The 23,372-nt window shown below is 71.0% G+C and carries 29 protein-coding genes; 9 read left to right on the top strand and 20 right to left on the bottom strand.

Annotated features, from left to right (window positions below):
* Positions 1-165: 165 nt before the first annotated feature.
* Positions 166-591, bottom strand: a complete 426-nt coding sequence (locus MUY14_RS37955; RefSeq protein ID WP_247016732.1) for a PPOX class F420-dependent oxidoreductase — start codon at positions 589-591, stop codon at positions 166-168.
* A gap of 188 nt (positions 592-779) precedes the next feature.
* Here MUY14_RS37955 and MUY14_RS37950 point away from each other — a divergent pair, with 188 nt between their 5' ends.
* The 4 genes from MUY14_RS37950 to MUY14_RS37935 all read left to right on the top strand — a co-directional run bounded on the left by MUY14_RS37950 (position 780) and on the right by MUY14_RS37935 (position 5,517).
* Positions 780-1,310, top strand: a complete 531-nt coding sequence (locus MUY14_RS37950) for a MarR family winged helix-turn-helix transcriptional regulator (RefSeq protein ID WP_247016730.1) — start codon at positions 780-782, stop codon at positions 1,308-1,310.
* Positions 1,307-3,898, top strand: coding sequence for an MFS transporter (locus tag MUY14_RS37945; protein WP_247016728.1), 2,592 nt, complete (start codon positions 1,307-1,309; stop codon positions 3,896-3,898). Before MUY14_RS37950 ends, MUY14_RS37945 begins: the two co-directional genes overlap by 4 nt.
* Positions 3,895-4,716, top strand: coding sequence for a YceI family protein (locus MUY14_RS37940; protein WP_247016726.1), 822 nt, complete (start codon positions 3,895-3,897; stop codon positions 4,714-4,716). Before MUY14_RS37945 ends, MUY14_RS37940 begins: the two co-directional genes overlap by 4 nt.
* Positions 4,717-4,848: 132 nt before the next feature.
* The gene (locus MUY14_RS37935) at positions 4,849-5,517 is read left to right on the top strand and encodes a DedA family protein (protein ID WP_247016724.1); all 669 of its coding nucleotides are present in this window, start codon (positions 4,849-4,851) and stop codon (positions 5,515-5,517) included.
* Positions 5,518-5,859: 342 nt separating this feature from the next.
* On the opposite strand, the gene MUY14_RS37930 is transcribed toward MUY14_RS37935, so the two are convergent.
* The 7 genes from MUY14_RS37930 to MUY14_RS37900 all read right to left on the bottom strand — a co-directional run bounded on the left by MUY14_RS37930 (position 5,860) and on the right by MUY14_RS37900 (position 11,483).
* Positions 5,860-6,273 (bottom strand): VOC family protein, encoded by a 414-nt coding sequence (locus MUY14_RS37930; protein WP_247016722.1) that lies wholly within the window; start codon positions 6,271-6,273, stop codon positions 5,860-5,862.
* 175 nt (positions 6,274-6,448) lie between these two features.
* Entirely contained in the window at positions 6,449-7,192 is a 744-nt protein-coding gene (locus tag MUY14_RS37925) for an SDR family oxidoreductase (protein ID WP_247016720.1), read from the bottom strand.
* Complete coding sequence (locus MUY14_RS37920; RefSeq protein WP_125308919.1) at positions 7,189-7,824, bottom strand: nucleoside/nucleotide kinase family protein; 636 nt, start codon at positions 7,822-7,824, stop codon at positions 7,189-7,191. The genes MUY14_RS37925 and MUY14_RS37920 overlap by 4 nt, the downstream gene beginning before the upstream one ends.
* Entirely contained in the window at positions 7,821-8,666 is an 846-nt protein-coding gene (locus tag MUY14_RS37915; RefSeq protein WP_247025446.1) for a PfkB family carbohydrate kinase, read from the bottom strand. The genes MUY14_RS37920 and MUY14_RS37915 overlap by 4 nt, the downstream gene beginning before the upstream one ends.
* A 2-nt stretch (positions 8,667-8,668) precedes the next feature.
* Positions 8,669-9,478 (bottom strand): ATP-binding cassette domain-containing protein, encoded by an 810-nt coding sequence (locus tag MUY14_RS37910; protein WP_247016718.1) that lies wholly within the window; start codon positions 9,476-9,478, stop codon positions 8,669-8,671.
* Positions 9,475-10,470, bottom strand: a complete 996-nt coding sequence (locus MUY14_RS37905; RefSeq protein ID WP_247016716.1) for an ABC transporter permease — start codon at positions 10,468-10,470, stop codon at positions 9,475-9,477. The genes MUY14_RS37910 and MUY14_RS37905 overlap by 4 nt, the downstream gene beginning before the upstream one ends.
* A complete protein-coding gene (locus MUY14_RS37900) occupies positions 10,467-11,483 on the bottom strand; it encodes a substrate-binding domain-containing protein (RefSeq protein ID WP_247016714.1) in 1,017 nt (338 codons plus the stop codon). Before MUY14_RS37900 ends, MUY14_RS37905 begins: the two co-directional genes overlap by 4 nt.
* Before the next feature lie 108 nt (positions 11,484-11,591).
* Between MUY14_RS37900 and MUY14_RS37895 the strand changes: the two genes are divergently transcribed.
* Together MUY14_RS37895 and MUY14_RS37890 are read left to right on the top strand one after the other, a co-directional pair.
* Positions 11,592-12,629, top strand: a complete 1,038-nt coding sequence (locus MUY14_RS37895; RefSeq protein WP_247016712.1) for a LacI family DNA-binding transcriptional regulator — start codon at positions 11,592-11,594, stop codon at positions 12,627-12,629.
* A gap of 69 nt (positions 12,630-12,698) precedes the next feature.
* A complete protein-coding gene (locus tag MUY14_RS37890) occupies positions 12,699-13,565 on the top strand; it encodes a LacI family DNA-binding transcriptional regulator (RefSeq protein WP_247016710.1) in 867 nt (288 codons plus the stop codon).
* Between the two features lie 44 nt (positions 13,566-13,609).
* Here the strand turns inward: MUY14_RS37890 and MUY14_RS37885 are convergent, their stop codons facing one another.
* The gene (locus MUY14_RS37885) at positions 13,610-14,626 is read right to left on the bottom strand and encodes a glycoside hydrolase family 76 protein (RefSeq protein WP_247016708.1); all 1,017 of its coding nucleotides are present in this window, start codon (positions 14,624-14,626) and stop codon (positions 13,610-13,612) included.
* A gap of 51 nt (positions 14,627-14,677) precedes the next feature.
* Here MUY14_RS37885 and MUY14_RS37880 point away from each other — a divergent pair, with 51 nt between their 5' ends.
* Complete coding sequence (locus MUY14_RS37880) at positions 14,678-16,816, top strand: molybdopterin-dependent oxidoreductase (protein WP_247016705.1); 2,139 nt, start codon at positions 14,678-14,680, stop codon at positions 16,814-16,816.
* Complete coding sequence (locus tag MUY14_RS37875) at positions 16,813-17,781, top strand: cellulase family glycosylhydrolase (RefSeq protein ID WP_247016703.1); 969 nt, start codon at positions 16,813-16,815, stop codon at positions 17,779-17,781. Before MUY14_RS37880 ends, MUY14_RS37875 begins: the two co-directional genes overlap by 4 nt.
* On the opposite strand, the gene MUY14_RS37870 is transcribed toward MUY14_RS37875, so the two are convergent.
* The 11 genes from MUY14_RS37870 to MUY14_RS37820 all read right to left on the bottom strand — a co-directional run bounded on the left by MUY14_RS37870 (position 17,782) and on the right by MUY14_RS37820 (position 23,018).
* Positions 17,782-18,438 (bottom strand): RNA methyltransferase, encoded by a 657-nt coding sequence (locus MUY14_RS37870; protein ID WP_247016701.1) that lies wholly within the window; start codon positions 18,436-18,438, stop codon positions 17,782-17,784. It abuts the gene before it with no gap.
* A gap of 14 nt (positions 18,439-18,452) precedes the next feature.
* Positions 18,453-18,845 carry a DUF2784 domain-containing protein gene (locus MUY14_RS37865; RefSeq protein ID WP_247016699.1) on the bottom strand — a complete coding sequence of 131 codons (393 nt, stop codon included), beginning with the start codon at positions 18,843-18,845 and terminating at the stop codon, positions 18,453-18,455.
* A gap of 285 nt (positions 18,846-19,130) precedes the next feature.
* Positions 19,131-19,688, bottom strand: a complete 558-nt coding sequence (gene amaP / locus MUY14_RS37860; protein WP_247016697.1) for an alkaline shock response membrane anchor protein AmaP — start codon at positions 19,686-19,688, stop codon at positions 19,131-19,133.
* A complete protein-coding gene (locus MUY14_RS37855; RefSeq protein ID WP_247016695.1) occupies positions 19,685-20,179 on the bottom strand; it encodes a DUF6286 domain-containing protein in 495 nt (164 codons plus the stop codon). The genes amaP and MUY14_RS37855 overlap by 4 nt, the downstream gene beginning before the upstream one ends.
* A gap of 26 nt (positions 20,180-20,205) precedes the next feature.
* Positions 20,206-20,493, bottom strand: a complete 288-nt coding sequence (locus MUY14_RS37850; protein WP_247016693.1) for an Asp23/Gls24 family envelope stress response protein — start codon at positions 20,491-20,493, stop codon at positions 20,206-20,208.
* Between the two features lie 15 nt (positions 20,494-20,508).
* The gene (locus tag MUY14_RS37845; protein ID WP_086856482.1) at positions 20,509-20,691 is read right to left on the bottom strand and encodes a hypothetical protein; all 183 of its coding nucleotides are present in this window, start codon (positions 20,689-20,691) and stop codon (positions 20,509-20,511) included.
* Positions 20,692-20,693: 2 nt separating this feature from the next.
* Positions 20,694-21,143, bottom strand: coding sequence for an Asp23/Gls24 family envelope stress response protein (locus MUY14_RS37840; protein WP_247016691.1), 450 nt, complete (start codon positions 21,141-21,143; stop codon positions 20,694-20,696).
* Between the two features lie 81 nt (positions 21,144-21,224).
* A complete protein-coding gene (locus MUY14_RS37835) occupies positions 21,225-21,545 on the bottom strand; it encodes a hypothetical protein (protein ID WP_247016688.1) in 321 nt (106 codons plus the stop codon).
* Positions 21,542-21,904 carry an Asp23/Gls24 family envelope stress response protein gene (locus MUY14_RS37830; protein ID WP_247016686.1) on the bottom strand — a complete coding sequence of 121 codons (363 nt, stop codon included), beginning with the start codon at positions 21,902-21,904 and terminating at the stop codon, positions 21,542-21,544. The genes MUY14_RS37835 and MUY14_RS37830 overlap by 4 nt, the downstream gene beginning before the upstream one ends.
* The gene (locus MUY14_RS37825) at positions 21,901-22,473 is read right to left on the bottom strand and encodes an Asp23/Gls24 family envelope stress response protein (RefSeq protein ID WP_247016684.1); all 573 of its coding nucleotides are present in this window, start codon (positions 22,471-22,473) and stop codon (positions 21,901-21,903) included. The genes MUY14_RS37830 and MUY14_RS37825 overlap by 4 nt, the downstream gene beginning before the upstream one ends.
* Positions 22,464-23,018, bottom strand: coding sequence for an RNA polymerase sigma factor (locus tag MUY14_RS37820; protein WP_247016683.1), 555 nt, complete (start codon positions 23,016-23,018; stop codon positions 22,464-22,466). Before MUY14_RS37820 ends, MUY14_RS37825 begins: the two co-directional genes overlap by 10 nt.
* 161 nt (positions 23,019-23,179) lie before the next feature.
* Here MUY14_RS37820 and MUY14_RS37815 point away from each other — a divergent pair, with 161 nt between their 5' ends.
* Entirely contained in the window at positions 23,180-23,365 is a 186-nt protein-coding gene (locus MUY14_RS37815) for a CsbD family protein (protein WP_247016681.1), read from the top strand.
* Positions 23,366-23,372: the final 7 nt, after the last annotated feature.

Below are 23,372 nucleotides of genomic sequence, written 5' to 3'. Positions count from 1 at the left end.
CGGCACGCCGACCCGAGGCGTCATGAAGGAGTCGTTCACCGCGTCCGGCGTCATGAAAGAGTCGTTCACCGCGTCAGAGTCCCGGCGAAGTCGCCGTACCGGCTGGCCCCGGCCTTGCGCCGAAGACACTTCGGCCCGCTCCCGGGACCGGACGTCTCCCAGCCCTCAGCGAACCAGGCCGAGCAGCTTGTCGACGTGGATCGTGAGCAGCACCCGCTGGTCGGTGACCATCGCCGCCCGGTACTCGTCCCAGTCCGGGTGCTCGCCCGCCGCGCGGCGGTAGTAGTCGACGAGCGCCTCGACCGTCGCGTCGTCGGGCGCGGCCGCCGGCGCCGTCAGCGAAGCGCTCCCCTCCGCGACCACGTAGCTCCAGCCGTCCTCGCTGCCGACGTGGTAGGTCACCCGCGGATCGCGGCGCATGTTCTTCGTCTTCGCCCTGGTCTCGGTGATCGACGCGATGATCGTGGCCGATTCCCGGTCGTACAGGTGCGTGATGGTGGACAGCTGCGGCCGCCCGTCGCGGCGGATGGTGGCCAGGACGCCGTGGCGGTGGGCGGCGAGGAAGTCCTTCAAGGCTGTGTCGTCAGTCATACCTCCTGCAACCGCCGGAGACCGCGGTTGTTCCGAGAGCAGCCCGGAGGAAATCTGCTTGCATACGGCAACTAAAGTGTGTTCGGACACATCGAACGCGCGTCCGCTTGCATAACCGGTGGTGAAGGCACATCCTTGCCTGAGGCAACTAGTTGCAGCCGCCAACCAACGCCGTTGAAGGATCCCGCATGGCACCGAACAGCTCCGCCACCCGGCCCAACGCCGAACTCGACCTCGCCGACCAGCTCGGCCACGAGCTCGTGCGCCTGGTCCGCCTGATCAACAAGGCGAAGTCGCAGGTTTCGAAGCAGGGCCCGGACGGCATCGAGCGAGCGGCGTACGCGATCCTCTTCACCCTCATCCACGAGGGCCCGCAGCGCACCAGCCGGCTCGCGGAGTCGCTCCACTCCGAGATCTCCACGATCAGCAGGCAGTCGAGCTCCCTCGTCCAGCACGGCCTGGTGGAACGCCAGGCCGACCCCGAGGACGGCCGGGCGTGCCTGCTCGCGCCGACCTCCGAGGGCATGCGGGTGTTCGAAGAGAACCGCAAGCAGCGCAACCGATGGCTGGCCGAAGTGCTCGGGGACTGGACCGACGGGGAGGTCCAGACCCTGAACAAGCTGTTCGGCCGACTCAACACAGGTATCGAGAACCACTCTCCACAACTGGCCGACGCGCACGCGTCCGCCGGTGCTCCGGCCAAGGGGGCCAACGCATGAGTTCCACCACCGAAGCAGTCGCGCAGCCCGAGGTGGGTCAACCACCCCGGCTGAGCCACCGCCAGATCGTCACCATCCTGAGCGGCCTGATGTGCGGCATGTTCCTCGCCGCGCTCGACCAGACGATCGTCGGTACGTCGATCGTCAAGATCGCCAACGACCTGCACGGCTTCGACCTGCAGGCGTGGGCCACCACGGCGTACCTGATCACCTCGACGATCGTCACGCCGATCTACGGCAAGCTCTCCGACATCTACGGCCGCAAGCCGTTCTACCTGGCCGCGATCGGCATCTTCGTCGCCGGTTCCGCCGCGTCGACCTTCTCGACGTCGATGTACGAACTGGCCGCGTTCCGCGCGGTGCAGGGCCTCGGCGCCGGCGGTCTGATGTCGCTGGCCATGACCATCCTCGGCGACATCGTGCCGCCGCGTGAGCGGGCGAAGTACCAGGGTTACATCCTGGCCGTGTTCGGCCTGTCGACCGTGCTCGGCCCGGTGCTCGGCGGCTTCTTCGCCGGCATCGACAGCCTGGCCGGCCTGCACGGCTGGCGCTGGGTCTTCCTGATCAACGTCCCGATCGGCATCATCGCGCTGTTCGTCGTGGCCAAGGTCCTGAACGTGCCGCACCAGCGCCACGAGCACAAGATCGACTGGTGGGGCGCGCTGACGCTGGTCGTCGCGGTCGTGCCGTTCCTGATCGTCGCCGAGCAGGGCCAGAAGTGGGGCTGGGGCGACGGCAAGGCGATCCTCTGCTACGTCGTCGGCGGCGTCGGGGTGATCTCGTTCATCCTGGTCGAGAAGATCATGAAGGACGCCGCGCTGATCCCGTTGCGGCTGTTCAAGAACTCCACGTTCACCGTGGCGATCATCGGCGGCGTCATCGTCGGTGTCGCGATGTTCGGCGCGATCACGATGATCCCGCAGTTCATGCAGGTCGTGCAGGGCTACACCCCGACCGAGTCCGGGCTGCTGATGCTGCCGCTGATGGCGGGCATCATGACCAGCTCGATCGTTTCGGGCCGGCTCACCGGGAAGACCGGGCGCTACAAGATCTTCCCGATCGTCGGCACCATCCTGATCGCCGGTGGCGCGTTCTTCTTCGCGCAGGTCAAGTACGACTCGCCGCTGTGGCACCCGCTGGTCGCGGCCGCCATCATCGGCCTCGGCCTCGGCCAGTGCATGCAGACGCTGATCATCGCGGTGCAGAACGCGGGCCCGCGCAGCGACATGGGCGTCTCGACCGCGTCGGCGACGTTCTTCCGCCAGATCGGTGGTACCGCCGGTGTCGCGATCTTCCTGACGGTCCTGTTCAACACCCTGATGCCGAACATCACGAAGGCGTTCGGCGGCAAGCTGCCCGAAGGCGCGGGCGCGAACATCGGCAACCTGTCCGAGAACACCAGCGTGATCCAGTCCCTGCCGGACGCGATCAAGACGCCGATCCTGGTCGGCTTCACCGAGTCGATCACGACGGTCTTCTACATCGCCGGTGGCGTGGCCCTGCTGGCCACGATCGTGCTGCTGTTCATGAAGGAGATCCCGCTGACCAACGCGGCCCCGGCCGCGGCGGCCATGGAGGGCGGCGAGGCGCTGCTCGAGGCGGACGAGCACGACTTCGCCGACGAGCCCACCGAGATCGTCGAGCCGGTCCGGCCGGCCGGCCGCGAGCCGGCGCTGGTCGGCGGCGGGAAGCACGCGTTGAGCACCAACGGGCACGGTGACTACCAGGCCGTGTCGGGCGCGCTGCCGATGCCGATCACCAGCTCGATCGCGGACTCCGAGGTCGACGTCCCCGTCGGCACGGGCGGCGTGCCGGTGATCGGGCACGTGCGGCGGCAGGACGGCAGCCACGTCTCGGGTGCCGCGCTGACGCTGATCGACCAGCGCGGCCGCCAGGTCGCGCGGGCCACCGGTGCCGCGGACGGCAGCTACTCGGTGCCCAGCCAGGGCCCGGGCGCGTACGTCCTCATCGTGTCGGCCCACGGCCACCAGCCGCAGGCCTCCAGCGTCGTGATCAGCAACGGGCCGGCCACGGTCGACGTCACGCTCACCGGCTCCGGCGAGCTGACCGGCACCGTCCGGGCGGCCGCGACCGGCGCCCCGCTGGCGAACGTGACGGTGACGCTGACCGACGGCCGGGGCGAGGTGAACGGCGCGTTCATCACGACCGCGGACGGCACCTACGCCTTCGTCGGGGTCGGCGCCGGGGCCTACACCCTGGTCGCCAGCGGCTCGGGCTACCGACCCGTCGCGCTCACGCTGACCGTGCCGGACAGCGGCGTGCTGCGCCACGACGTCGAGCTCGCCAGCTCGGTGCTGCTCGGCGGCACCGCGCGGACCGAGGGCGACCGGATCGTGCCGGACGCGCGGATCACCGTGCTCGACGCCGAAGGCAACGTGGCCGCCGTGGCCCGGACCGACGGCGAAGGCCGGTACGTGGTCAGCGACCTGCCCGCGGGCGCGTACACCGTGGTCGCGAGCGGCTACCCGCCGGCGACCAGCCAGGTGGAGCTGACCGGCGGCGAAGCCGACCACGACGTCCGGCTGAGCTACGACCAGGCCCTCGACGAGCTGGTCGACCGGTCATGACCGGTCTGCGCGCGACCTTCCGGACGGCCGAGGGCTGGGCGGTCGAGCACGCGGTGCTCACCGTCACGGACCCGGCCGGCCGGCAGGTCGCCCGGCAGGCGGCCGACGTCCGCGGGGAGGTCGTCACCGACGCCCTCCCGGCGGGCGCGTACACCGCCGTCGTCACAGCGGCCGGGTACACCCCGATCGCCCGGACGGCCCAGGTCGCCTCGGACGGCTCCGGCTCGCTCGGCGACGTCGTGCTGGCCCCGGTCGCCGAGGCGATCGACCTGCCGCCCGCCGGGCCGTGGGTGATCGACCCGATGCACTCGTCGGTCATGGCGACCGCGCGGCACCTGGGCATCGCGAGCATCAAGGCGCGGTTCCCGGACGTGTCCGGCCGGATCGAGATCGGCCGCCCGGCCGAGCGCTCGTCGGTGCACGCCGAGATCAAGGCGGCGAGCATCGAAACCGGCATCAAGATGCGTGACGACCACCTGCGGTCGCCGGACTTCCTCGACGTCGACGTGCACCCGGTCATCACGTTCACGAGCACCGGGTTGCGCCAGCGCGGCGTGGACTCGTGGACGCTGGTGGGCGAGCTGACGCTGCACGGCGAGCGCCGCGAGATCGAGCTCGAGCTGACCTACGGCGGCTGGGGCCCGGACCCGTGGGGCGGCGTGCGCGCGGCGTTCCACGCGGAGACGACGCTGCACCGGAACGACTTCGCGATCAACTACAGCGCGATGGTCCGGGCGGGCGTCGCGGCGGTCGGCACGACGGTGAAGATCGAGCTTGACGTCGAAGCGGTCCAGGGCGAGTCGCTGCCGCAGTTCTGAGTTCCCCGGGTGGCCGAAGGCCCTCTCACCGCTGGTGAGGGGGCCTTCACCGTTCGTAGAACTGAATATTCCGGACAGCCGGATTCGACCGTTCGCCGCGGGGTGTTCACCTCGGCCACGTAGGCTTCCGGTGTGAACGTCGTGAGCATCGAGGCCACGGGCGTCGGCGTGAGCTGGCTGGACACCGCCGGTCCGCTGCTCGTCTGGGTGATCGTGCTGAGCTTCGTGCTGGTCGAATGCGCGCTGATCATCGGGCTGTTCCTGCCCGGCGATTCGCTGCTGTTCGGGGCCGGCGTGGTGCTGGCCCAGCATGGTTCGGACGCGAACGCGTGGTTCCTCTCGGGGGCCGCGCTGATCGTCGCGGTGCTCGGGAACCAGATCGGCTACTACATCGGCCGCACCGGCGGCACGAAGCTGATCGCGCGCCGCGACGGCAAGGTGCTGAACCGCCAGGCCCTCGACCGCGCGCAGCGGTTCCTGGACAAGCGCGGCTTTTTCGCGATCGTGGCGGCCCGCTGGATCCCGTGGATCCGCACGCTGGCCCCGCTGATCGCGGGCGCCGCCCGGATGGACCCCCGCCGCTTCATGGCGGCGACCGCACTGGGCGGCCTACTGTGGGTGCCGACACTGGTGCTGCTCGGCTACTACGGCGCGGGCCTGCTGGACACGCTGCCGTGGCTGAAGACGGCGGCGCTGTGGATCAGCATCGCGTTCTTCGTGGTCGGCACGGGCTGGGGAGTGCTGCGCTACCGCCAGGAGATGCGCCGCCCGGTCGAAGAACGCGACGACGCCCGAGCCTGAGGCGTCAGAGTTCGGGATCGGCCCGCCTGCGGATGTCATGAACGAGTCGTTCACCGCATCTGGCGAGGTGAAAGGGTCTTTCATGACGTCAGGGCGGGAAGCACTCAAGCCGCAAACACCCCGGCCGCGAAGCGTCCCCGAGGAGCAACTCGGCAAGCACGCCGGAACTTGCTGGAGCTCAGAGTTCGGGATCGGCCCGGCCTGCGGACGACATGAACGACCCTTTCATGACGTCCGGCGCGCTGAACGAGTCGTTCACGACGTCAGGGCGGGAAGCACTCAAGCCGCAGGCACCCCGGCCGCGAAGCGACCCCGAGGAGCAGTCGGCGAGCAAGCTGAAGCTCAGAGCTCGGGATCGGCCCAGATCTCGAGCTGGATGCCGTCCGGATCGCGGAACACGACCACCTTCGAGCCCTCGAACGTGCGGGACGGCGCGATCGGCAGGTAAGAAACGCCGAACTCCGCCAGCCGGGTCTCCCACTCGGCCAGTTCCGCCGTCGAGCTGACCCGGAACGCTACGTGGTCGAGGCCCGCTCGGTGTTCGTCGAAGCCGCGTCTGCCGGTGTCCGCGTGCTGCACCAGCACCACGGAGAACTCGTCGCCGGCGGACCGGAGCACGACCTTCCGCAGACCCGTGTCCGGCTCTTCGCGCCGGAGGACCTCCTCGAGGTCGAGAACGCGGGCGTACCACGGCACGCTGCGGTCCACGTCGGTCACGGTGAGCGCGAGGTGGTGCACGGACATGAGTTTGGCCATGGCTTCCGAAGCCGTCCTTTCGAGTGGCGGCTTCCCAGAGTTGCACAGCGTTCGCCTACCGAAACCGAGGTGACCAAGTCCGCGTCCGATCGTGATCTCGCCGTCTCCGGGCGTCTCAGCAGGCGGACGCCGGTGACCGAAGGTCATTCACGTCTTCCGGACAGTACTCAGCCGGTCACCGGCCGCCACCGACTTCCAGGACCGCTCCCGTCGTGAACGTCGATGCCGCGGACAGCAGGAACAGCACGGCTTCGGCGATCTCCGCCGGCTCGCCCGGCCGGCCCATCGGGATCTGCGGGGCCAGCCGGTCGAGGCGGTCCGGGAGGCCGGCCGCGTCGTGCAGGCCGGTGCGGATCATGCCCGGGCGCACGGAATTGACCCGCACGCCCTCGCCGCCGACCTCCTGGGCCAGCCCGAACGTCAGCGTGTCCACTGCAGCCTTCGACGCCGCGTAGTGCACCCACTCCCCGGCCGAGCCCGTGCGCGCCGCCGTCGAGGAGATATTGACGATCGCGCCGCCTTCGCCGCCGTAGCGGGTCGACATGCGGCGGACCGCCTCGCGGCAGCACAGGAACACCCCCGTCACGTTGACGTCGAGGGTGCGCCGGACGACGTCGGCCTCGTAGGAGTCCAGCCGGCCGGGGGTGTTGCCGGTGATCGCCGCGTTGTTGACCAGCCCGGTCACCGGACCCAGCTCGGCGGCCGCGTCGAACAGAGCGACGACGTCGTCCTCCACGGAGACGTCGGCGCGCACCGACAGCGCCTGGCGGCCCGCCGCCCGCACCTCCGCGGCGACCTCCTCCGCGGGCACCGGATCACCCGAGTAGTTCACGACGACGTCGTGGCCGCGCGAGGCCGCCAGCGCGCAGACGGCCGCACCGATCCCCCGGCTGCCGCCGGTGACGATCAGGACGCTCAAATCGCGAAGTTCGCCAGCGGCAGGTTCTCCAGCACCAGGTCGGCGCGGTCCCGCGTCTGCGAGATCAGGTCGGCGTTGCGCTGGTCCGAGCCGAGCGCGCGGCGCCGGGCCTCGACCAGCGAACGGCCGTAACGGCGGTGGCGCGACACCAGACGTTCGATCCGCTCGGGCTCGTCCGGCGCGAGGAACCACGCCTCGGTGAGCAGCGGCCGGATGGCGCTCCACGGGTCGTCCGGCAGCAGCAGGTAGTTGCCCTCGGTGATGACCAGCTGGACCTCCGGCGGCACGGCGACCGCGCCGGCGATCGGCTCCTCGATCTCGCGGCGGAACTCCGGCGCGTACACCGTCTCGCGGCCTTCGGCGAGGCGGCGGATCAGGTGGTAGTAGCCGGCCGCGTCGAACGTGTCCGGCGCGCCCTTGCGCTCGGTGCGCTCCAGCCGGCGCAGCTCGACCTGTGCGAGGTGGAAGCCGTCCATGCCGACCACCGCGGCGCGCGAGCCGAGTGCGTTAGCCAGCGCCCACGCGAGCGTGGTCTTGCCCGAAGCGGGCGCGCCGATGATGCCCAGCACGTTGCGCTGCCCGCGCACGGTCAGGCCCTCGGCCCGGGCCAAGAGGTCGTCGAACGCCGTCATTTCCTGTTCCTTCCTGCGATCGCGGCCGGCCACGACCGCGGTCCCACCTGCCGCACCCGTTCGGCGGCCACCTCGTTCGCGAAGCGGATCCGGTCCGCTACCGTCGGTTCGCGTGCCACGGCCACGGCGAGCGCGCCGTGCCAGACGTCGCCCGCACCTAGTGTGTCCCGAGCTTCGACGGCGGGTACAGGCACCTCACCCGAGCTGCCGTCCGCTGTGGACCACCGCACCGGGCCGGGCCCGGCGGTGGTGATGACGGTGGGGACGCCGCGCTGGTGGAGGCCGGGTTCCGGCGCGCTGAAGTGCGCGGAGCAGGCGGCGACGTCGACCAGCGGCAGCAGTTCGTCGAGCACCGGCTTCCAGCTGCCGGCGTCGAGCACGACCGGCACCCCCGCTGCCTTGGCCGCTCTGGCGACCGTCAGCGCAACTTCCGGATAATGCCCGTCCACCAGCACCACATCAGCCCCACTCGCCCCAAAACTTGGAACTTTCCCTAGGAAAGTGCGGTCTCTGGCGTTGCGGGAGACGACTGTGCGCTCGCCGTCGCGGTCGCGGACGGCGACGGCGCTGACCGGCGGCGGGTCGGGCAGGCCGGGCGCCAGGTCGATCAGCCGGACCCCGTGCGCTTCGAGGTCGGCGCGGGCGAGCGCCGCCAGCGGGTGTGCACCGAGGACGGTCAGCAGGGTCGCCTCGGCCCCGAGCGCGGCGGCCGCCACCGCGGCGTTCGTCGCGGGCCCACCGGCCGCGACGTCCACCGACAGCGACTGCACCTTCTCGCCCGGCGCCGGGAGTTCGGTGACCCGCTGGACGACGTCCACGGTGCACAGTCCCGCCAGCAGCAGCTTCACTTCAACCCGGCCACGTGGGTCGCGGCGGCGGCTTCTTCGACTTCGCCGTTCTCGTTGAGCCGCAACGCACCGGTGAGCAGGCCGACGACCTGGTTCATCGAGTGCGTCTTCGGCGACACGACCGCGACGCGCTTGCCGAGGCGGTGCACGTGGATGCGGTCGGCGATGTCGAACACGTGCGGCATGTTGTGGCTGATCAGCACCACCGGCAGGCCGCGGTCGCGGATCCGGCCGATGAGGTCGAGCACCTTGCCCGACTCGGCGACGCCGAGCGCGGCGGTGGGCTCGTCCATGATCACGGCCTTGGTGCCGAACGCGGCCGCGCGGGCCACGGCGACGCCTTGGCGCTGGCCACCGGACAGCGTTTCGACGGGCTGGGCGATCGACTTGATGTTGATGCCCAGCTCGTCGAGGATCCGCTGCGCCTCCGACCGCATGGTCGCGGTGTCGAGCTTGCGGAACAGCCCGAGCGGTCCCTTGAGCCGCTTTTCCCGGCCCAGGAACATGTTCGACGCGATGTCGAGCGCGGGCGCGACGGCGAGGTCCTGGTACACCGTCTCGATCCCGTAGTGGCGAGCGTCCAAAGGAGACTTGAAGTGGACGGTCTTGCCGTCCACCTGAATCTCGCCCGCGTCCGGGATCACCGCTCCGGAAAGGGATTTGATCAGCGACGACTTGCCGGCGCCGTTGTCGCCGACCACGGCGAGCACCTCGCCGGGCAGCAGGTCGAAGTCGGCGCCGTCGATGGCGGTCACCCGGCCGTAGCGCTTCACCAGGCCACGGGCCCGCAGGATGGGTTCGGTCATGACTGCTGCTGCCTCCTCGCGATCCGGTCCACCACGACGGCGGCGATGAGCAGGGCGCCGGTGGCGAGGTCCTGGTAGTTGCCGTCGACGTTCATCTGCGTGAGGCCCGACCGCAGCACCGCCACGACCAGCGCGCCCATCAGCGTCCCGAGCACCGAGCCGCGGCCGCCGAAGAGGCTCGTCCCGCCGAGGACGACGGCGGTGATCGAGTCGAGGTTGCCGAGCTGGAACTGGTTCGGGTCGGCGTTCGGCGTGCGGCCGAGCGCCTGCCAGGCAGCGATGCCGAAGGTCAGCCCGGCCACGATGTACACCGAGAGCACCGTGCGGTTGACCTTGATGCCGGACAGCCGCGCGGACTCCGGCGCGTTGCCGACCGCGTAGACGTGCTTGCCCCACGCGGTTTTCGTCAGTGCGTACCAGACGCCGAGGTACATCAGCAGCGCCAGCGTCATGCCGTAGGTGATCGGGATGCCGCCGAAGAGGTAGCGCTTGGTGCCGAGCCACTGCAGCAGCCCGTCGGTCACCGGCACGGCCTGGCCACCCGCGATCAGCTTCGACACCGCGGTCAGCATGGTGAACGTGCCGAGCGTGATGATGAACGCCGGCAGCTTGATCCGCGTGGCGAGACCGCCGATGAAGATGCCGACGATGATCGTCAGCACGACGCCGGCGAGCAGTGCGACGAAGCCGTTCGCGCCGGCCGCGGCGAGCTTCGCCATGATCAGCGTCGCGACGACCATCGAGGCCGCGTTGGACAGGTCGATGCCCGAGATGAGGATGACGAGCGTCTGCCCCAGCGCGAGCGTCCCGACGACCAGCGACTGCTGGACCACCGTTGACAGGTTGTCGAGGTCGAAGAACGTGTCCGTGGCCAGCGAAAACAACACGATGGCGACGATCAGCGCGAGCGCCGGGCCGACCGCGGGGGCGCGGAGGAGGAACTCACCGAGGGACTCACGTTCCTTTGTGGACACTGCCGTGGCCGTGGTCACTTCTTGCCTCCCCAGCAGTTCTGCAGGCCCCACGCGGAATCGTGGCTTTCCACGCCCGGCATCGGCTTGTCGGTGATCACGGCGGACCCGGTGTTCACGAAACCGGACGGCTTCTTGCCGGTCTTGGCGTATTCGACGGCGGCGAGCACACCCTGCTCGGCCATCTTCTTCGGGAACTGCATGACGGTGGCGGCGAACTGGCCGTTCTTGACGTTCTGGACGCCTTCGCAGCCGCCGTCGATCGAGCCCATCACGATCTGGCCGGTGAGCCCGCGGGCGTTCAGCGCCGCGTACGCGCCGCGGCCCATCGGCTCGTTCATGGAGTAGACGGCATTGATGTCGGTGCTGCGCTGGAGCAGGTTCTCCATGCCCTGCTGCGCGAGGCTCTGGTCGCCGTTGGCCGCGGTGTGGCCCTTGATCTCCGGCGAGGAGTCGGTGAGCCCGATGCCTTTGAGGAAACCACCGTGGCGCTGGGTGTCGACCGTGCTGCCCGCGGTGCCGTCGACCATCAGCAGCTTGGCCGGGACGCCGTTGAGCGCGGCCTTGACGTAGGCGCCCTGCCCCTCGCCCGCGGCGAAGTTGTCGGTGGCGAAGGTGGCGTCGACGGCGTCGGCCGGCTCGGTGGCGGTGTCGAGGGCGATCACCAGGACACCGGCGTCGCGCGCGTCCTTGATCGCCTTGAGCACGCCGGTGGACGAGCTGGGCGTGATGAGGATGGTGTTCGCGCCCTGCTGGCGGAGGTTTTCGATGGCGCGGACCTGGCCGTCGTTGTCGCCGTCGAACTGGCCGGCGAGCGCGCTGAAGTCGGCGCCGTTGGCCTGCGCGGTCGCTCTCGCGGCGTTGCGCAGCTCCACGAAGTACGGGTTGGTGTCGGTCTTGGTGACCAGGCCGACCTTGGCCTTGCCGCTCCCGCCGGTGTTGGTGTTGCCGCCCCAGTGCCGTTCGACCGTGCAGCCGGTCGTCGCGGCGAGGACGGCGGCCAGCGCCACCGCGGTGAGACTTCGCTGTCTCATGGGTTCCCACCCTTTGTCTGGGTTCGAGGCTTGCCGATGGACGGGAAGGTAGACAGACTGCTCCGTGGACGCAAGCGTTTGCGCAAACGCTTGCCGGAAAGGATTGGCATGCCCCAGCCGAGGTCGTCGCGGCCGACCCAGCGCGACATCGCCGAGCTCGCCGGCGTTTCGATCACCACGGTCTCCCACGTGGTGAACGGGACGCGGGCGGTCGCCGAGGACACCAAAGCGGCCGTGCTGCGGGCGATCGAGACCACCGGCTACACCGGCGACGCGATCGCGCGTTCCCTGGTCACCGGCGGCACGCGGTCGATCGGGATGGCGATCTCGCTGGTCGCCAACCCGTACTTCGCGACGCTGATGCAGGCGATCGAGCGGGAGGCGTCGGAGCACGGGTACACCGTCCTGCTGGCCGACACACACGACACCGCGGACACGGAGCGTGACACCGTGCGAGCCCTGCGCTCCCGGCGCGTCGACGGCCTGCTGATCACCCCGGCGCCCGGCGACGGGCCGGTGATCGGCGAGCTCGTGTCGCTGGACGTGCCGACGGTGCTCATGGACCGGCTGGCCACCCGCACCGACGTCGACCAGGTGGGTTCGGAGAACATCCAAGCGACGTCGGCCCTGACCGCGCACCTGGCGACGCTCGGGCACCGGCGGATCGGGATGATCAGCGGCGCGCCCGGGTTGTCGACGAGCGAGGAGCGGGTGCTCGGCTACCGGCTGGGACTGGGCCGGTCCGGGCTGACCTGGTCGTCCGAGCTCGTGGCCTGCGGAAACTCGTCGCGAGAGGGCGGTGCACTGGCGTTGAGTACGCTGCTGGCGCTGCCCGAGCCGCCGACCGCGCTGGTCGTCGGGAACGACAGCATGATGGTCGGGGTGCTGCACGCGGCCCGGCAGCGTGGGCTGCGGATCGGGCGCGATCTGCCGGTGGTGGTCTACGACGACGTCGAGTGGGCGGACCTGGTCGACCCGCCGCTGACGACGATGGCGCAGCCCATCGAGGAGATCGGCCGCCAGGCGGTCCGGCTGCTGCTGGCCCGCATCAACGACCCGGCCCGCAAGGCCGAGACGGTCCGGCTGGCACCCACTCTGCGTCACCGTGAGTCGTGCGGCTGCCCACCGGTTCACTCACATCAGTGATTCTGGAGTTTTGACGTCATCTCGCCGGCGTTCAGCGGATACCTTTCGGCTGAGTGTCTGAGAGGGCTTATGACCGCACTTTCGCCAGACCTCCGGTTGTGGGACCCCCCGGTCACCTACCGGATCGGCGTCGCGATGGGTGTGCACGCGAACCCCTACTCAGGTGAGCTGCTGCGTTCGATCAGGGCAGCCGCCGCCCACGAGGGCTGCGACGTCGTGCTCGCGGACACCGACGACTCGGTCAGCGAAGAAGCCGCGCTGGTCCGCGCCCTGCGCGCGGACCTCGTCGACGGCGTGCTCCTGGTCCCCTCGGCCGGCGACGAAGCGGTGGTCAACGGGCTGGTCCGGATGGGCGTGCCGACGGTGCTGCTGGACCGGGTGGCGGCGCGCAACGACGTCGACCAGGTGGGCACGGAGAACGTGCACGCGGTGGCGTCGCTGGTCCGCCACCTGACCGAGCGGCGGCACCGCAAGATCGGCTTGATCTCGGGCGACGAGAGCCAGGAGGTCAACCGCGAGCGCGTCCGCGGCTACCGCCTGGGCCTGGAGCAGTCGGGCCTGCGCTTCAACCGCGAGCTGGTGGAGAGCGGTTTTTCGAACTCCGGCGGCGCGGCCCGCGCGACAGCGAAGCTCCTGGACGGCTGGCCCTCCCCGACGGCACTGGTGGTGGCGGACGAGTCGATGCTGGTGGGCGTCCAGTACGAGGCCCACCGCCGCGGCATCCACATCGGCTCGGAACTGGCGGTGGTGGGGTACGGCGACATGGACTGGGCCCGCCGCGTGAGCCCGGCGGTGACGACACTGGCGCAGCCGGTGGCCGACATGGCCCGCCGCGCGGTGCAGCTGCTGATGTCGAGGATGGCGGACCCGGACCGGCCCCCGGAGTCGGTGTGGCTGACCCCGAGGTTCCTGCACGGCGCTTCCTGCGGGTGCTGAAACTGCTCGTGAGTGAGAAACAGGGTTAGCACACTGTTTCTCACTCACGAGGCAGTTTCACCCGCGGACAGCGTCGCCGCGGCTTCCAGCAGCATCCAGCCGCCCACCTGGACCGACATGTCCCGCTCGGGAGCGTCCTCAGGCAGCGGCCATGGCGTCGGGCGGTCCCAGTACGCGCTGAACACCGGGCCCTCCGGTGCGTCGTAAGCCCCCGACCAGCACGCCTCCGCCGACGTCAGCACCAACGACCGTGCCGTCGCGGCCTCCGGGCCCGGCAACGACCGGGCTGCCAACGCCAGGTACCGCGCCAGGATCGCCGCGAACAGCCCGCCGTCGCCGCCGCCCTGGCCGCGGATCACGCCGCCGGGGGCGCAGTGCCCGGCCACCGCCCGGACCGTCCGCGCCGCATTGTCCATTGAGGACAGCTCCAGGCAAGCCCCGAGGTAAACCCCTTGGCAGTACGTGAAGATGTGCTTGACCAGCTCACCCATGTCCGCCCGGATCCCGTCCCACACCAAGCCCGTGGCCGGGTCGACCAAAGTGGACGAAAGCCAGTCGAGCATCGCGCCGGCACGGGCAGGATTCCCCGACCGCGCGTGGAAGATCGCCGCCGGGCCGTTCGCGGGGGTGTTCTTGAAGTCGTCGCCGCGGCGCCACCAGATCCCGCCGCCCGCCGCCGCTGTCCAGCCCGACAGCAGCTGCGTGTCGATCGCCGCCAGGGCCGGGCCCACCTCGATGCCCAGCGGGGCCACCCGTTGCAGTGCGAGGCCGAGCCACGCGATGTCGTCGTAGTAGTCGTTGGTCCACCGGCCGAAGTTGCGCAGCCGCACCGAACGCACGAACGCGCGGATCCGGGCCAGCCGCTCCGGCGCAGGTGCCCGCAGCTGCGCGTCGACCAGGGTGTCCAGCAGGTGGGCCTGCCACCAGTAGTTCCAATGCCAGTGCAGCCGCTGGCCGAACGCGGGTGGCCAGCCGCTGCGGCCGAGGGCCGTGCCGGGCAGGCCCCACACCCGGCTCAGGTGGCGCGCTGTCACCGCGCGTTCGGCGGCCGAAACGTCCATGTCGCAATCGTGCCTTGCCACTCGACATACCGCTCGGTATGTTGAGTGGCCATGACGACCGCTCACGTCACCTGCCCGCTGTGCGAAGCCACCTGCGGCCTCGATGTCACGCTCGACGCGAACCGGCAGGTCACCCGCGTGCGGGGGGACGAGCTGGACGTCTTCTCGAAGGGCTACCTCTGCCCCAAGGGCGCCTCGCTCGGCGCGCTGCACCACGACCCCGACCGGCTGACCGCGCCGCTGCTCAAACGCGACGGCGAATTCGTCGAGGTCAGCTGGCAGGAGGCCTACGACGAGATCGCCCGGCGGCTCCCGCCGATCCTCGAGGAGCACGGCCGGGACGCCGTCGCCGTGTACGCGGGCAACCCCGGCGTGCACAACATCGCGCTGACGCTCTACGGCCGCGTGCTCTACAAAGCGCTGGGCACCAAGAACTTCTACAGCGCGACGTCGGTCGACCAGATGCCGAAGCACTACTCCGCCGGCACCATGTTCGGCGACCCACTCGCCATCCCCGTGCCCGACCTCGACCGCACGAAGCACCTGCTGATCCTCGGCGCCAACCCGCTGGTCTCGAACGGCAGCCTGATGACCGCGCCGGACGTCCGCGGGCGGCTGCGCGGGATCCGGGCGCGCGGCGGCAAGATCGTCGTCGTCGATCCGCGGCGCACGCGCACCGCCGCGTTCGCCGACGAGCACCACGCGATCCGCCCCGGCACCGACGCGTTGCTGCTGTTCGCGCTGGTCAACGTGCTCTTCGCGGAGAACCGGGTCCGGCCGCGAAAGCTCGAAGCACACCTCAACGGCCTCGACGACGTCCGTGAGCTGGCCCGGCCGTTCACCCCGGAAGCCGTCGCCCCGCGCACCGGCATCGACGCCGACGAAATCCGCCGGCTCGCGCGAGAGCTGGCCGACGCCGAGAACGCCGTGGTCTACGGCCGGATCGGCACCACGACACAGGCCTTCGGCACCGTCGCGAGCTGGCTGGTCGACGTCCTCAACGTCCTCACCGGCAACCTCGACGAGCCCGGCGGCGCGATGTTCCCGCTGGCCGCCTGCCAGCCGACCGGGAACCGGCGGCCGTTCGCCGTCGGGCGCTGGCGCAGCCGCGTGCGCGGGTACCCCGAGGTCGTCGGCGAACTGCCGGTCGCCACGCTCGCCGACGAGATCGAAACCCCCGGCGAGGGCCAGGTCCGCGCGCTGATCACGGTCAGCGGCAACCCGTGCCTGAGCACGCCGAACGCGGGACGCCTGACCGAAGCACTGGGGAACCTCGACTTCATGATCTCCGTCGACGTCTACCTCAACGAGACGTCCCGCCAGGCCGACGTCATCCTGCCCGGCCCGTCCCCCCTCGAGCGCCCGCACTTCGACCTGGCGTTCTACCAGCTGTCGGTGCGCAACGTCGCCAACTGGACGCCGGCGACGCTGCCCTCGGCGCTGCCGCAGGAGTGGGAGACGATGCTGCGGCTGACCGGCATCGTCACCGGTCAGGGCCCCGAGGCGGACGTCGCCGCGCTCGACGACTTCGTCGCCGCCGACGTCGCCCGCCGCGCCAAGCTCGAAGTCACCCACGACCGCACCGGCCCCGCCCGGCTGGTCGACCTGATGCTGCGCGCCGGCCCCTACGACGTCACGCTGGCCGACCTCGAAGCGGCGCCGCACGGCATGGACTTCGGGCCGCTGGAGCCGCGGATCCCGGAGGTGCTGTGCACCGCGTCCGGCCGGATCGAGCTGGCGCCGGAACCGATCGTCGCCGACGTCCCGCGCCTGCGCGCCGAGCTGGCGAAGCCGCTGGACGACGGCCTGGTGCTGATCGGACGGCGGCACCTGAGCTCGAACAACTCGTGGATGCACAACCTCGAACCGCTGGTCCGCGGCGGCAACCGCTGCACCGTGCAGGTCCACCCCGCCGACGCGGCCCGCCTCGGCCTCACCGACGGCGGCCTCGCGGCGGTGACGTCCCGCGCCGGCAAGCTCGAGGTGCCGGTCGAAATCACCGACGAGGTCCGCCCGGGCGTGATCAGCATCCCGCACGGCTGGGGCCATGACGTCGACGGCGCGCGGACGCGGGTCGCGCGCGCGAATCCGGGCGTCAACTCCAACCTGGTCGCCGACGAAACGCTGCTGGACGTGCCGTCCGGGACGTCGGTGCTGAACGGCATCCCGGTGGAGGTCGCGCCGGCATGACCCGTCGTCTGCACGCCGTCATGATCGCGATCCTCGCCGCCGCCATGCTCACGGTCCCCCAAGCGGCCGCCGCCACGAACGCCTTCCGCGGCGTGAACTGGGCGGACGCCCGCGACAACTACGTCGACGGCTGGGTCATCCCGACCGGCCTCACCGCCGGCGACAGCTACGACACCGTCCGCACGAAGGCGGACGGCATCCTCACCGGCTTCCAGCAGCAGCTCGGCGCGAACACCGTGCGGCTGCCGATCAACCCGCAGAGCGTCAACTCGGACTGGTGGGCGCGGTACAAAGGAGCGGCCGATTCCGCGCTGGCGCACGGCATGAAGGTCGTTTTCGGCTACTGGGAAGCGAACAAGGACGGTTTCGTCGACGACGTGACCGCGTGGAACACGATGTGGGACCGGGTCACCGCCGACTACGGCGGCACCAGCGCCGTCTACTTCGAGCCGATGAACGAGCCGTTCGGCTACAGCCTGAGCGCCTGGGTTTCGCTCTGCTCGACGTGGCTGTCCCGGCACTCGGCCGTCCCCCGCGGCCGGGTCCTGATCAGCGGCACCGGCTACAACGACAACGTCACCGGGGTCGGCGCGGCGAGCGCGTTGAGCGGAACGCTGCTGTCGCTGCACTTCTACGGCTTCTGGGCCTCGGACACCACGCGCTCGGCGTGGACGGCGAACCTGAGCAACCGGCTCGGCGCGTACTCGTCCCGGACGGTGATCGACGAGGCGGGCGCGCCGATGACGACCGGGCTCGACTACTCGGCGGGCCACCAGGACGGCAACACCTTCACCGCGTACTTCGCCGCCACCACGGACTTGGCGCGGGCGCGGCAGCTGGGCGTCGTCTACTGGCCGGGCCTGCGCTCGGGCGACACCTATTCGATCACCCGGCAGAGCGGCGGTGGCCTCGCGACGAACAACGCGTCCGGCGTCGTGCAGCTGCGCTGGGGCTGGGGGCTGTAGCTACCAGGCCGTGCTCAGGTCGGCGTGCCGGCGGACCCAGGCGTGCATGACGATCCCGGCCGCGACGCCCGCGTTGATCGACCGGGTGGTGCCGAACTGGGCGATCGACACGACCAGTGACGCGGCTTCCTGCGCCGGCTCGGACAGCCCGGGGCCTTCCTGGCCGAAGAGCAGCACGCACTCGCGCGGGATGTCGGCCGTCTCGACGGGCTGCGACCCCGGCGTGTTGTCCACCGCGACGACGGCCAAGCCGCGCTCGGCGGCGTACGTCACGAGCCCGGTGACCTCGTCGTGGTGGCGGAGGTGCTGGTAGCGGTCGGTCACCATGGCGCCGCGCCGGTTCCAGCGCCGCCGTCCGACGATGTGCACCTCGGCCGCGGCGAACGCGTTGGCCGTGCGGACGACGGTGCCGATGTTGTGGTCGTGCTGGAAGTTCTCGATGGCGACGTGGAAGGGGTGCCGCCGCCGGTCCACATCGGACACGATCGCCTCGCAGCGCCAGTACCGGTAGGCATCGACGACGTTGCGGCGGTCGCCTTCACGCAGCAGTTCCGGGTCGTAGCACTCGTCGGTGGGCCAGTCGCCGGGCCACGGGCCGACGCCGACCTCTTCGCGGCTCACCCACTCGGTGGGTCCGGCGTCGGGGGAAGTGGTCACCCCGAGATTGTCGCTCAGCCCAGGTGGACCGGGCGCGCGTGGGTTTCCCCGGCGTGCTCGCGGTCGCGCCAGCGGTGGTAGACGCCGACGTAGGAGTAGACGACCACCGCGACCGCGACGATGCCGATCGCCGGCAGCCAGGCCCGCGGGAAGACGGTGTCGTACAGGTAGTACGCGTTGAACCCGCCGGGCAGGTCACCGAGGCCCTGCTGGTGGCGGAAGTAGTTCTCGAGCGCGGTGAACGGGCACGGCACCGGCGCGACGTTCACCAGGACGCCCCAGGTCACACCGAGCAGGTGGACGAAGATGAGCTTCGGCCACCGCCAGGCGACGAAGCCGCCGAAACCGATGAGCACCAACGCCAGCAGGTGGACCGCGACCGTCACGTCGGCCAGGAACTTCGCCATCACCCGCCCCCTTCACCGAACCCCCTACCAGCGACTTTACTCCGCTGATCGAGTTCGGCCGCCCTGAAGAGTGCCCCGCTGTGTGATGTTTAACCCACCGGAGCAACCCGTTCACCTGGGCGGTGACGGAGGCGTTACGCCCGGTGGGAATTCCGGCGGGCGCTTCGCGGGGTACTTGGCCGGTTCCTCGCGCGGGTACTGGTTCGGCTTCTCCCGATCGGGCCTGGTCCAGTCCGGCTGCGGCGGCGGGTCGTCCTCCTCCATGCGTCCGACGGTACGCCCGGGTCAGCGCGCCCGCGCCCCGGATTTCGCCGTCAGCCGAATTTCCAGCCGCACGGGCAGGTCCTCGACTTCGAGGGCCTGCTTGAGCCGCGGGACGGCGTGGTCGGTGATGCGTTCCCGGATGGCGGTGGCGTCGGCGTCCCGGTCGGTGGTGACGACCAGGGCGAGCTCGGGAGCGTCGCGGGGCCCGGAGAGCCAGGCCGAGGCGGCCCGGACGCCGTCGTACTCCTCGACGTCGGCGGCGACGGGGCCGGCGGCGGTACCGGAGTCGAGCACGAGGGCGCCGGTCTCGGTTTCACTCCGCCACGCGACGCTCTTCGGCCGCCGGAACGCCTGCGCGGCCAGCCACCGGAGGCAGAGGAGGCCGAGCAGCACGGCAACGCCGATCGCGACCCAGAACACCCAGGTGGGCGGCGGTGCGGCGCCGGGCACGAGGGGCGCGGCGGGGTCGAGGAGGTGAAGGCGCCCGAAGTACGTGGCGACGGCGAACCCGCCGGCGGCGAGGAGGACGAGCCCGATGAGGGCGAGCAGGGTGCGGTTGAGGGCCGCGGGCCGGTTCATCGCGCTCCTCCTCGCACCCGGACCCGGACCCTCGGCGGCTCCGCCAGGCCCACCTGCTCCAACCGCCGCGAGACCGCTGTCTCCACCGCGGCGGCCAGGCCTTCCGTGTTCGTCCGGTTCGTCCGCACCTTCACCCTCACCTTCCGCCGCCCCAGCTTCAGCGCGACCGTCGCCACCCCGTCCACGCCCGCGGCCGTCGCGCGCAGCGACGTCCGCAGGCCGTGGCGGGTCGTGCCCGCCTCCACCCCGGCGGCCGGCGAGAGCGCCAGGACCACCGGGCGCCCCCGCAGGACCGCCGCCGCCAGGAGCACGAACCCGACCAGAACCGCTGCCCCGCCCCCGACGAGCACGGGCAGTGCGTTCCACGTCGTTTCGTGCACCCGGCCGGCGATCGCCTCGAACGACAGCACCGGCCGCTCGCCGAGCAGGCGCTGCACCAGCGCCGTCACGACCAGCGCGCACGCCGCGAGCACGACCAGCGCCGTCAGCACCGCCGGCACGCTCCGCCGCGGGCGCCTCACCGGACCCGCCGCTTCGGCTGCTCGTGCCGGGCCGGCTCGGCCGTGATGTCCACGCGCCTCGTGGTCAGGCCGGTCAGTTCCGCCGTCCGGCCGAGCAGGTGCGCCCGGACCGCCTCGGCCGTAGCCGTGATCGGGGCCGGGTACGCCAGGGGCAGCCGGATGTCCAAAGTGGTCGACTCTCCGTCCACAGTGGCCTCGGCGGTCACGTCGCCGCCGACGCCGTCCACCTCGCGGGCGGCGTGCGCGGCGATGCGCCGCACCGCCCGCGGGGCCACGGTGGTCACTCCGCGTTCCACGAGCTACCTCCGATCGCGCGCGGCGCCCACGAGGGCGGACAGGTCGAGCTTGCCGTCGAGCCAGCGCCCGGCCAGCAGGCCGAGCCCGCCGAGGACGAACACCGCCACGAACGCGCCGAAGCCGCCGAACGCGGCGGCGAAACCCAGCGCCAGTCCGTACAACAGGCCGAGCAGCGTCGCGTTCATCGTCAGCGCACCCGGTCCGAGGCGACCGGCTCGTCGTCGTCACCGGGCAGGTGGACGTCGTTGACGTTGATGTTCACCTCGACGACCTCGAGCCCGGTCATCTGCTCGATCGCGGTGATCACGTTGCGGCGCACCGCCCGCGCGAGGTCGGCGATCGCGACGCCGTACTCGACCAGGAGCTGCAGGTCGACCGCCGCCTGCTTTTCGCCGACCTCGACCGTCACGCCCTGGCCGACACTGGCGGACGCGCCCGGGATGCGGTCGCGGATGGCGCTCAGCGCGCGGGCCGCGCCGCCGCCGAGGTCGTACACGCCGGTGACCTCGCGGGCGGCGAGCCCGGCGATCTTCTGGACGACGGTGTCGGCGATGGTGGTGGTGCCCTGCTTGGTGACGAGGGCGCTCTCGGTGGTGGCGGTGGTGGCCACCGTGTTCTTCTCGGCCGTCGCGGTCATGGGGTCCTCCCTGGATGTCCGGTGCCTCAAGGCTTTTCGCCTTGTTCGTAGGTAAGGACCCAGCGGAGGGGAGATCGTCACTTACCCTTTCGTGTGACGTGGGTCTCCGGCGAACGCGGCGCCGTCGAGGTCGGTGACGATCAGCCGCAGGCGCGCCTTTTCCCATTCCGTCCCCGCCAGCACCGGGCGCACGAGTTCCGCCGCGCGGTCCAGCAGCGGGGGGATCGGCAGCCGGGTCGCGATCAGGCGGATCTGGACGACGTCGGCCGAAAGGTCGACGGCCATGCCTTCCCAGTCGACCGGCAACCACGTCGTCCCGGGGGAAACCGGCGTCGCCGGGCGGAGGCCGTCGATCTCCTTCAGCGCGCCGACGATCTTCTCGACGGCTTCGTCCGCGGTCACCGGGGCGCCGGCTCGATGTCCATGATGGACACCGACACTTCGTCGACGACCAAACCGGTCTGCTCGGCGACGAACCGGGTCACCGAGCGCTGGACCGCACGGCCGACCGCCGCCGCCTGGTCCGCCCCCGCGGTGACCAGGTCGACGTGGACCGTCACCCGGCCGTCCGCGGTGCGGACCCGGACGCCGTCCGCCGGCGCCGGGTCGAGCCCCTTCCAGCGCTGGCGGGCCGCGCGCGTCCACGCCGTCACCAGGCCGCGCAGGCCCGGCTCGAGCCGCACCACCCCCGGCGTGGCGATCGCCGCCCGTGCCGCCACGCTCGCGATCACCGGATCGGCGACCACGTAGTCAACGCTCATTCCCCTGGCTCCCCGACCGTGTCTTCCTCGAAGATGTCGTCCACGAGCAGGTCGAGCTTCGCCAGCGTCAGGCCCACCCGGGCCGCGGCCGCCGCGGTCACCCGCTCCCGCACCTTCGCCAACGCTTCACCGCCCGTGGCGTTCCGGAGACTCACCGCGAGGGTGAGGTCGACTTCGACCACCCCATCGGCGCCGGTGCGCACGCGGCAGCGCCGCGCCCGGACGCCGTCGACCGTGTCGGCCGCGTACCGCAGCACCGCCGCCACCGCCTGCTCGCTGACCTCGACGAACCCGGGTTCCGGGGTCGGCAGCCGCACCATCCGGTCGCGCCGCACCTCGGCTCGCACGGCCGACATGATCCGGCCGAACAGGTCCGGCGACGGCACGTCGTCCTCGGCCACCAGCTCCGTGGTGGCTTCGCGCAGGGCCAGCAGGCTCTCGCGCGCGACCCGGCAGTGCGGGCAGGTCAGTTCGTGTTCGTCGGCCAGCCCGGCGCCGACCGCGTCGAGCCGGTCCCACACCTGCTCCACGTCGCGTTCGCAGGGCAGCTCGTAGTCCGTCATCGCCATGGCTTCATCACCTCCGCCAGCTGGGCCCTGGCCCGCGCGATCCGGCCGCGGACCGCGGTCGCGTTCGCGCCGACGACTTCGCCGATCTCTTCGTAGGACCGGCCGTGCACTTCGCGCAGCAGCCAGCATGCTCTCTGTTCGGGCGTCAGCTCCGCCAGCGCCGCGTTCAACGCCGCCAGCTGCCCGCTCACCTGGGCGGCCCGCTCCGGCTGCAGATCGGTCCGCGGCGACTCGGCGGCGTCCAGGTCGACGTCGGCCTGGGGCCGGCGCGCGCGGATCGCGTTGAGGCAGCGGTTCGTGGTGGCCCGGTAGAGCCAGCCGACGAACGCGGCGTCCTCGCCGAGCTGGCCGAGCTTGCGCCAGGCGTTGAGGAAGACCTCCTGCACGACGTCTTCGGCGTCCCCGCGGTGCGCGAGCATCTTCACGGCGAGCCGGAACATCGGGCCCTGGTAGCGCAGCACGAGCTGTTCGTACGCCCGCACGTCGCCATCTCGCGCGCGGCCGACGAGGGTCGCGTCGTCAAGCGGTGTGGCGGCGGTCGTCACAGCACCTCCTCTCGGGAGGAGGACACCGGCGAGCGGAAAACGTCACGCACCGATTGTCGGTGACGTGGGTCACCGGGGCGAATCCGTGACGATCACGCGCCCCGGTGGTCTTCACGGCACAGGGCGCCCCGCCGGGGTGCCACCGCAGGAGGAGGTGCCCGATGTCGTTGGGCGACAAGATCGGCAACAAGGCCGAGGAACTGGGCGGCAAGGCCAAAGAAGCGGCCGGTGACGCCACCGGGAACGAGCAGCTGCAGGCCGAGGGCCAGGCCGACCAGGCGAAGGCCGGGCTCAAGGGCGCCGTCGAGAACGTGAAGGACGCCGCCAAGGACCTGTTCAAGAAGTGAGCCGGAA

It is taken from the genome of Amycolatopsis sp. FBCC-B4732 (assembly GCF_023008405.1).
GTDB lineage: Bacteria > Actinomycetota > Actinomycetes > Mycobacteriales > Pseudonocardiaceae > Amycolatopsis > Amycolatopsis pretoriensis_A.
This window is presented reverse-complemented; position numbering and strand designations above follow the sequence as displayed.

Bases quoted from the DNA above. Each gene is read 5' to 3' on its own strand.
- MUY14_RS37955 (WP_247016732.1), bottom strand. From the start codon at position 591: ATGACTGACGACACAGCCTTGAAGGACTTCCTCGCCGCCCACCGCCAC.
- MUY14_RS37950 (WP_247016730.1), top strand. From the start codon at position 780: ATGGCACCGAACAGCTCCGCCACCCGGCCCAACGCCGAACTCGACCTC.
- MUY14_RS37945 (WP_247016728.1), top strand. From the start codon at position 1,307: ATGAGTTCCACCACCGAAGCAGTCGCGCAGCCCGAGGTGGGTCAACCA.
- MUY14_RS37940 (WP_247016726.1), top strand. From the start codon at position 3,895: ATGACCGGTCTGCGCGCGACCTTCCGGACGGCCGAGGGCTGGGCGGTC.
- MUY14_RS37930 (WP_247016722.1), bottom strand. From the start codon at position 6,273: ATGGCCAAACTCATGTCCGTGCACCACCTCGCGCTCACCGTGACCGAC.
- MUY14_RS37920 (WP_125308919.1), bottom strand. From the start codon at position 7,824: ATGACGGCGTTCGACGACCTCTTGGCCCGGGCCGAGGGCCTGACCGTG.
- MUY14_RS37910 (WP_247016718.1), bottom strand. From the start codon at position 9,478: ATGACCGAACCCATCCTGCGGGCCCGTGGCCTGGTGAAGCGCTACGGC.
- MUY14_RS37900 (WP_247016714.1), bottom strand. From the start codon at position 11,483: ATGAGACAGCGAAGTCTCACCGCGGTGGCGCTGGCCGCCGTCCTCGCC.
- MUY14_RS37895 (WP_247016712.1), top strand. From the start codon at position 11,592: ATGCCCCAGCCGAGGTCGTCGCGGCCGACCCAGCGCGACATCGCCGAG.
- MUY14_RS37890 (WP_247016710.1), top strand. From the start codon at position 12,699: ATGACCGCACTTTCGCCAGACCTCCGGTTGTGGGACCCCCCGGTCACC.
- MUY14_RS37885 (WP_247016708.1), bottom strand. From the start codon at position 14,626: ATGGACGTTTCGGCCGCCGAACGCGCGGTGACAGCGCGCCACCTGAGC.
- MUY14_RS37880 (WP_247016705.1), top strand. From the start codon at position 14,678: ATGACGACCGCTCACGTCACCTGCCCGCTGTGCGAAGCCACCTGCGGC.
- MUY14_RS37875 (WP_247016703.1), top strand. From the start codon at position 16,813: ATGACCCGTCGTCTGCACGCCGTCATGATCGCGATCCTCGCCGCCGCC.
- MUY14_RS37865 (WP_247016699.1), bottom strand. From the start codon at position 18,845: ATGGCGAAGTTCCTGGCCGACGTGACGGTCGCGGTCCACCTGCTGGCG.
- amaP (WP_247016697.1), bottom strand. From the start codon at position 19,688: ATGAACCGGCCCGCGGCCCTCAACCGCACCCTGCTCGCCCTCATCGGG.
- MUY14_RS37845 (WP_086856482.1), bottom strand. From the start codon at position 20,691: ATGAACGCGACGCTGCTCGGCCTGTTGTACGGACTGGCGCTGGGTTTC.
- MUY14_RS37840 (WP_247016691.1), bottom strand. From the start codon at position 21,143: ATGACCGCGACGGCCGAGAAGAACACGGTGGCCACCACCGCCACCACC.
- MUY14_RS37830 (WP_247016686.1), bottom strand. From the start codon at position 21,904: ATGAGCGTTGACTACGTGGTCGCCGATCCGGTGATCGCGAGCGTGGCG.
- MUY14_RS37825 (WP_247016684.1), bottom strand. From the start codon at position 22,473: ATGGCGATGACGGACTACGAGCTGCCCTGCGAACGCGACGTGGAGCAG.
- MUY14_RS37815 (WP_247016681.1), top strand. From the start codon at position 23,180: ATGTCGTTGGGCGACAAGATCGGCAACAAGGCCGAGGAACTGGGCGGC.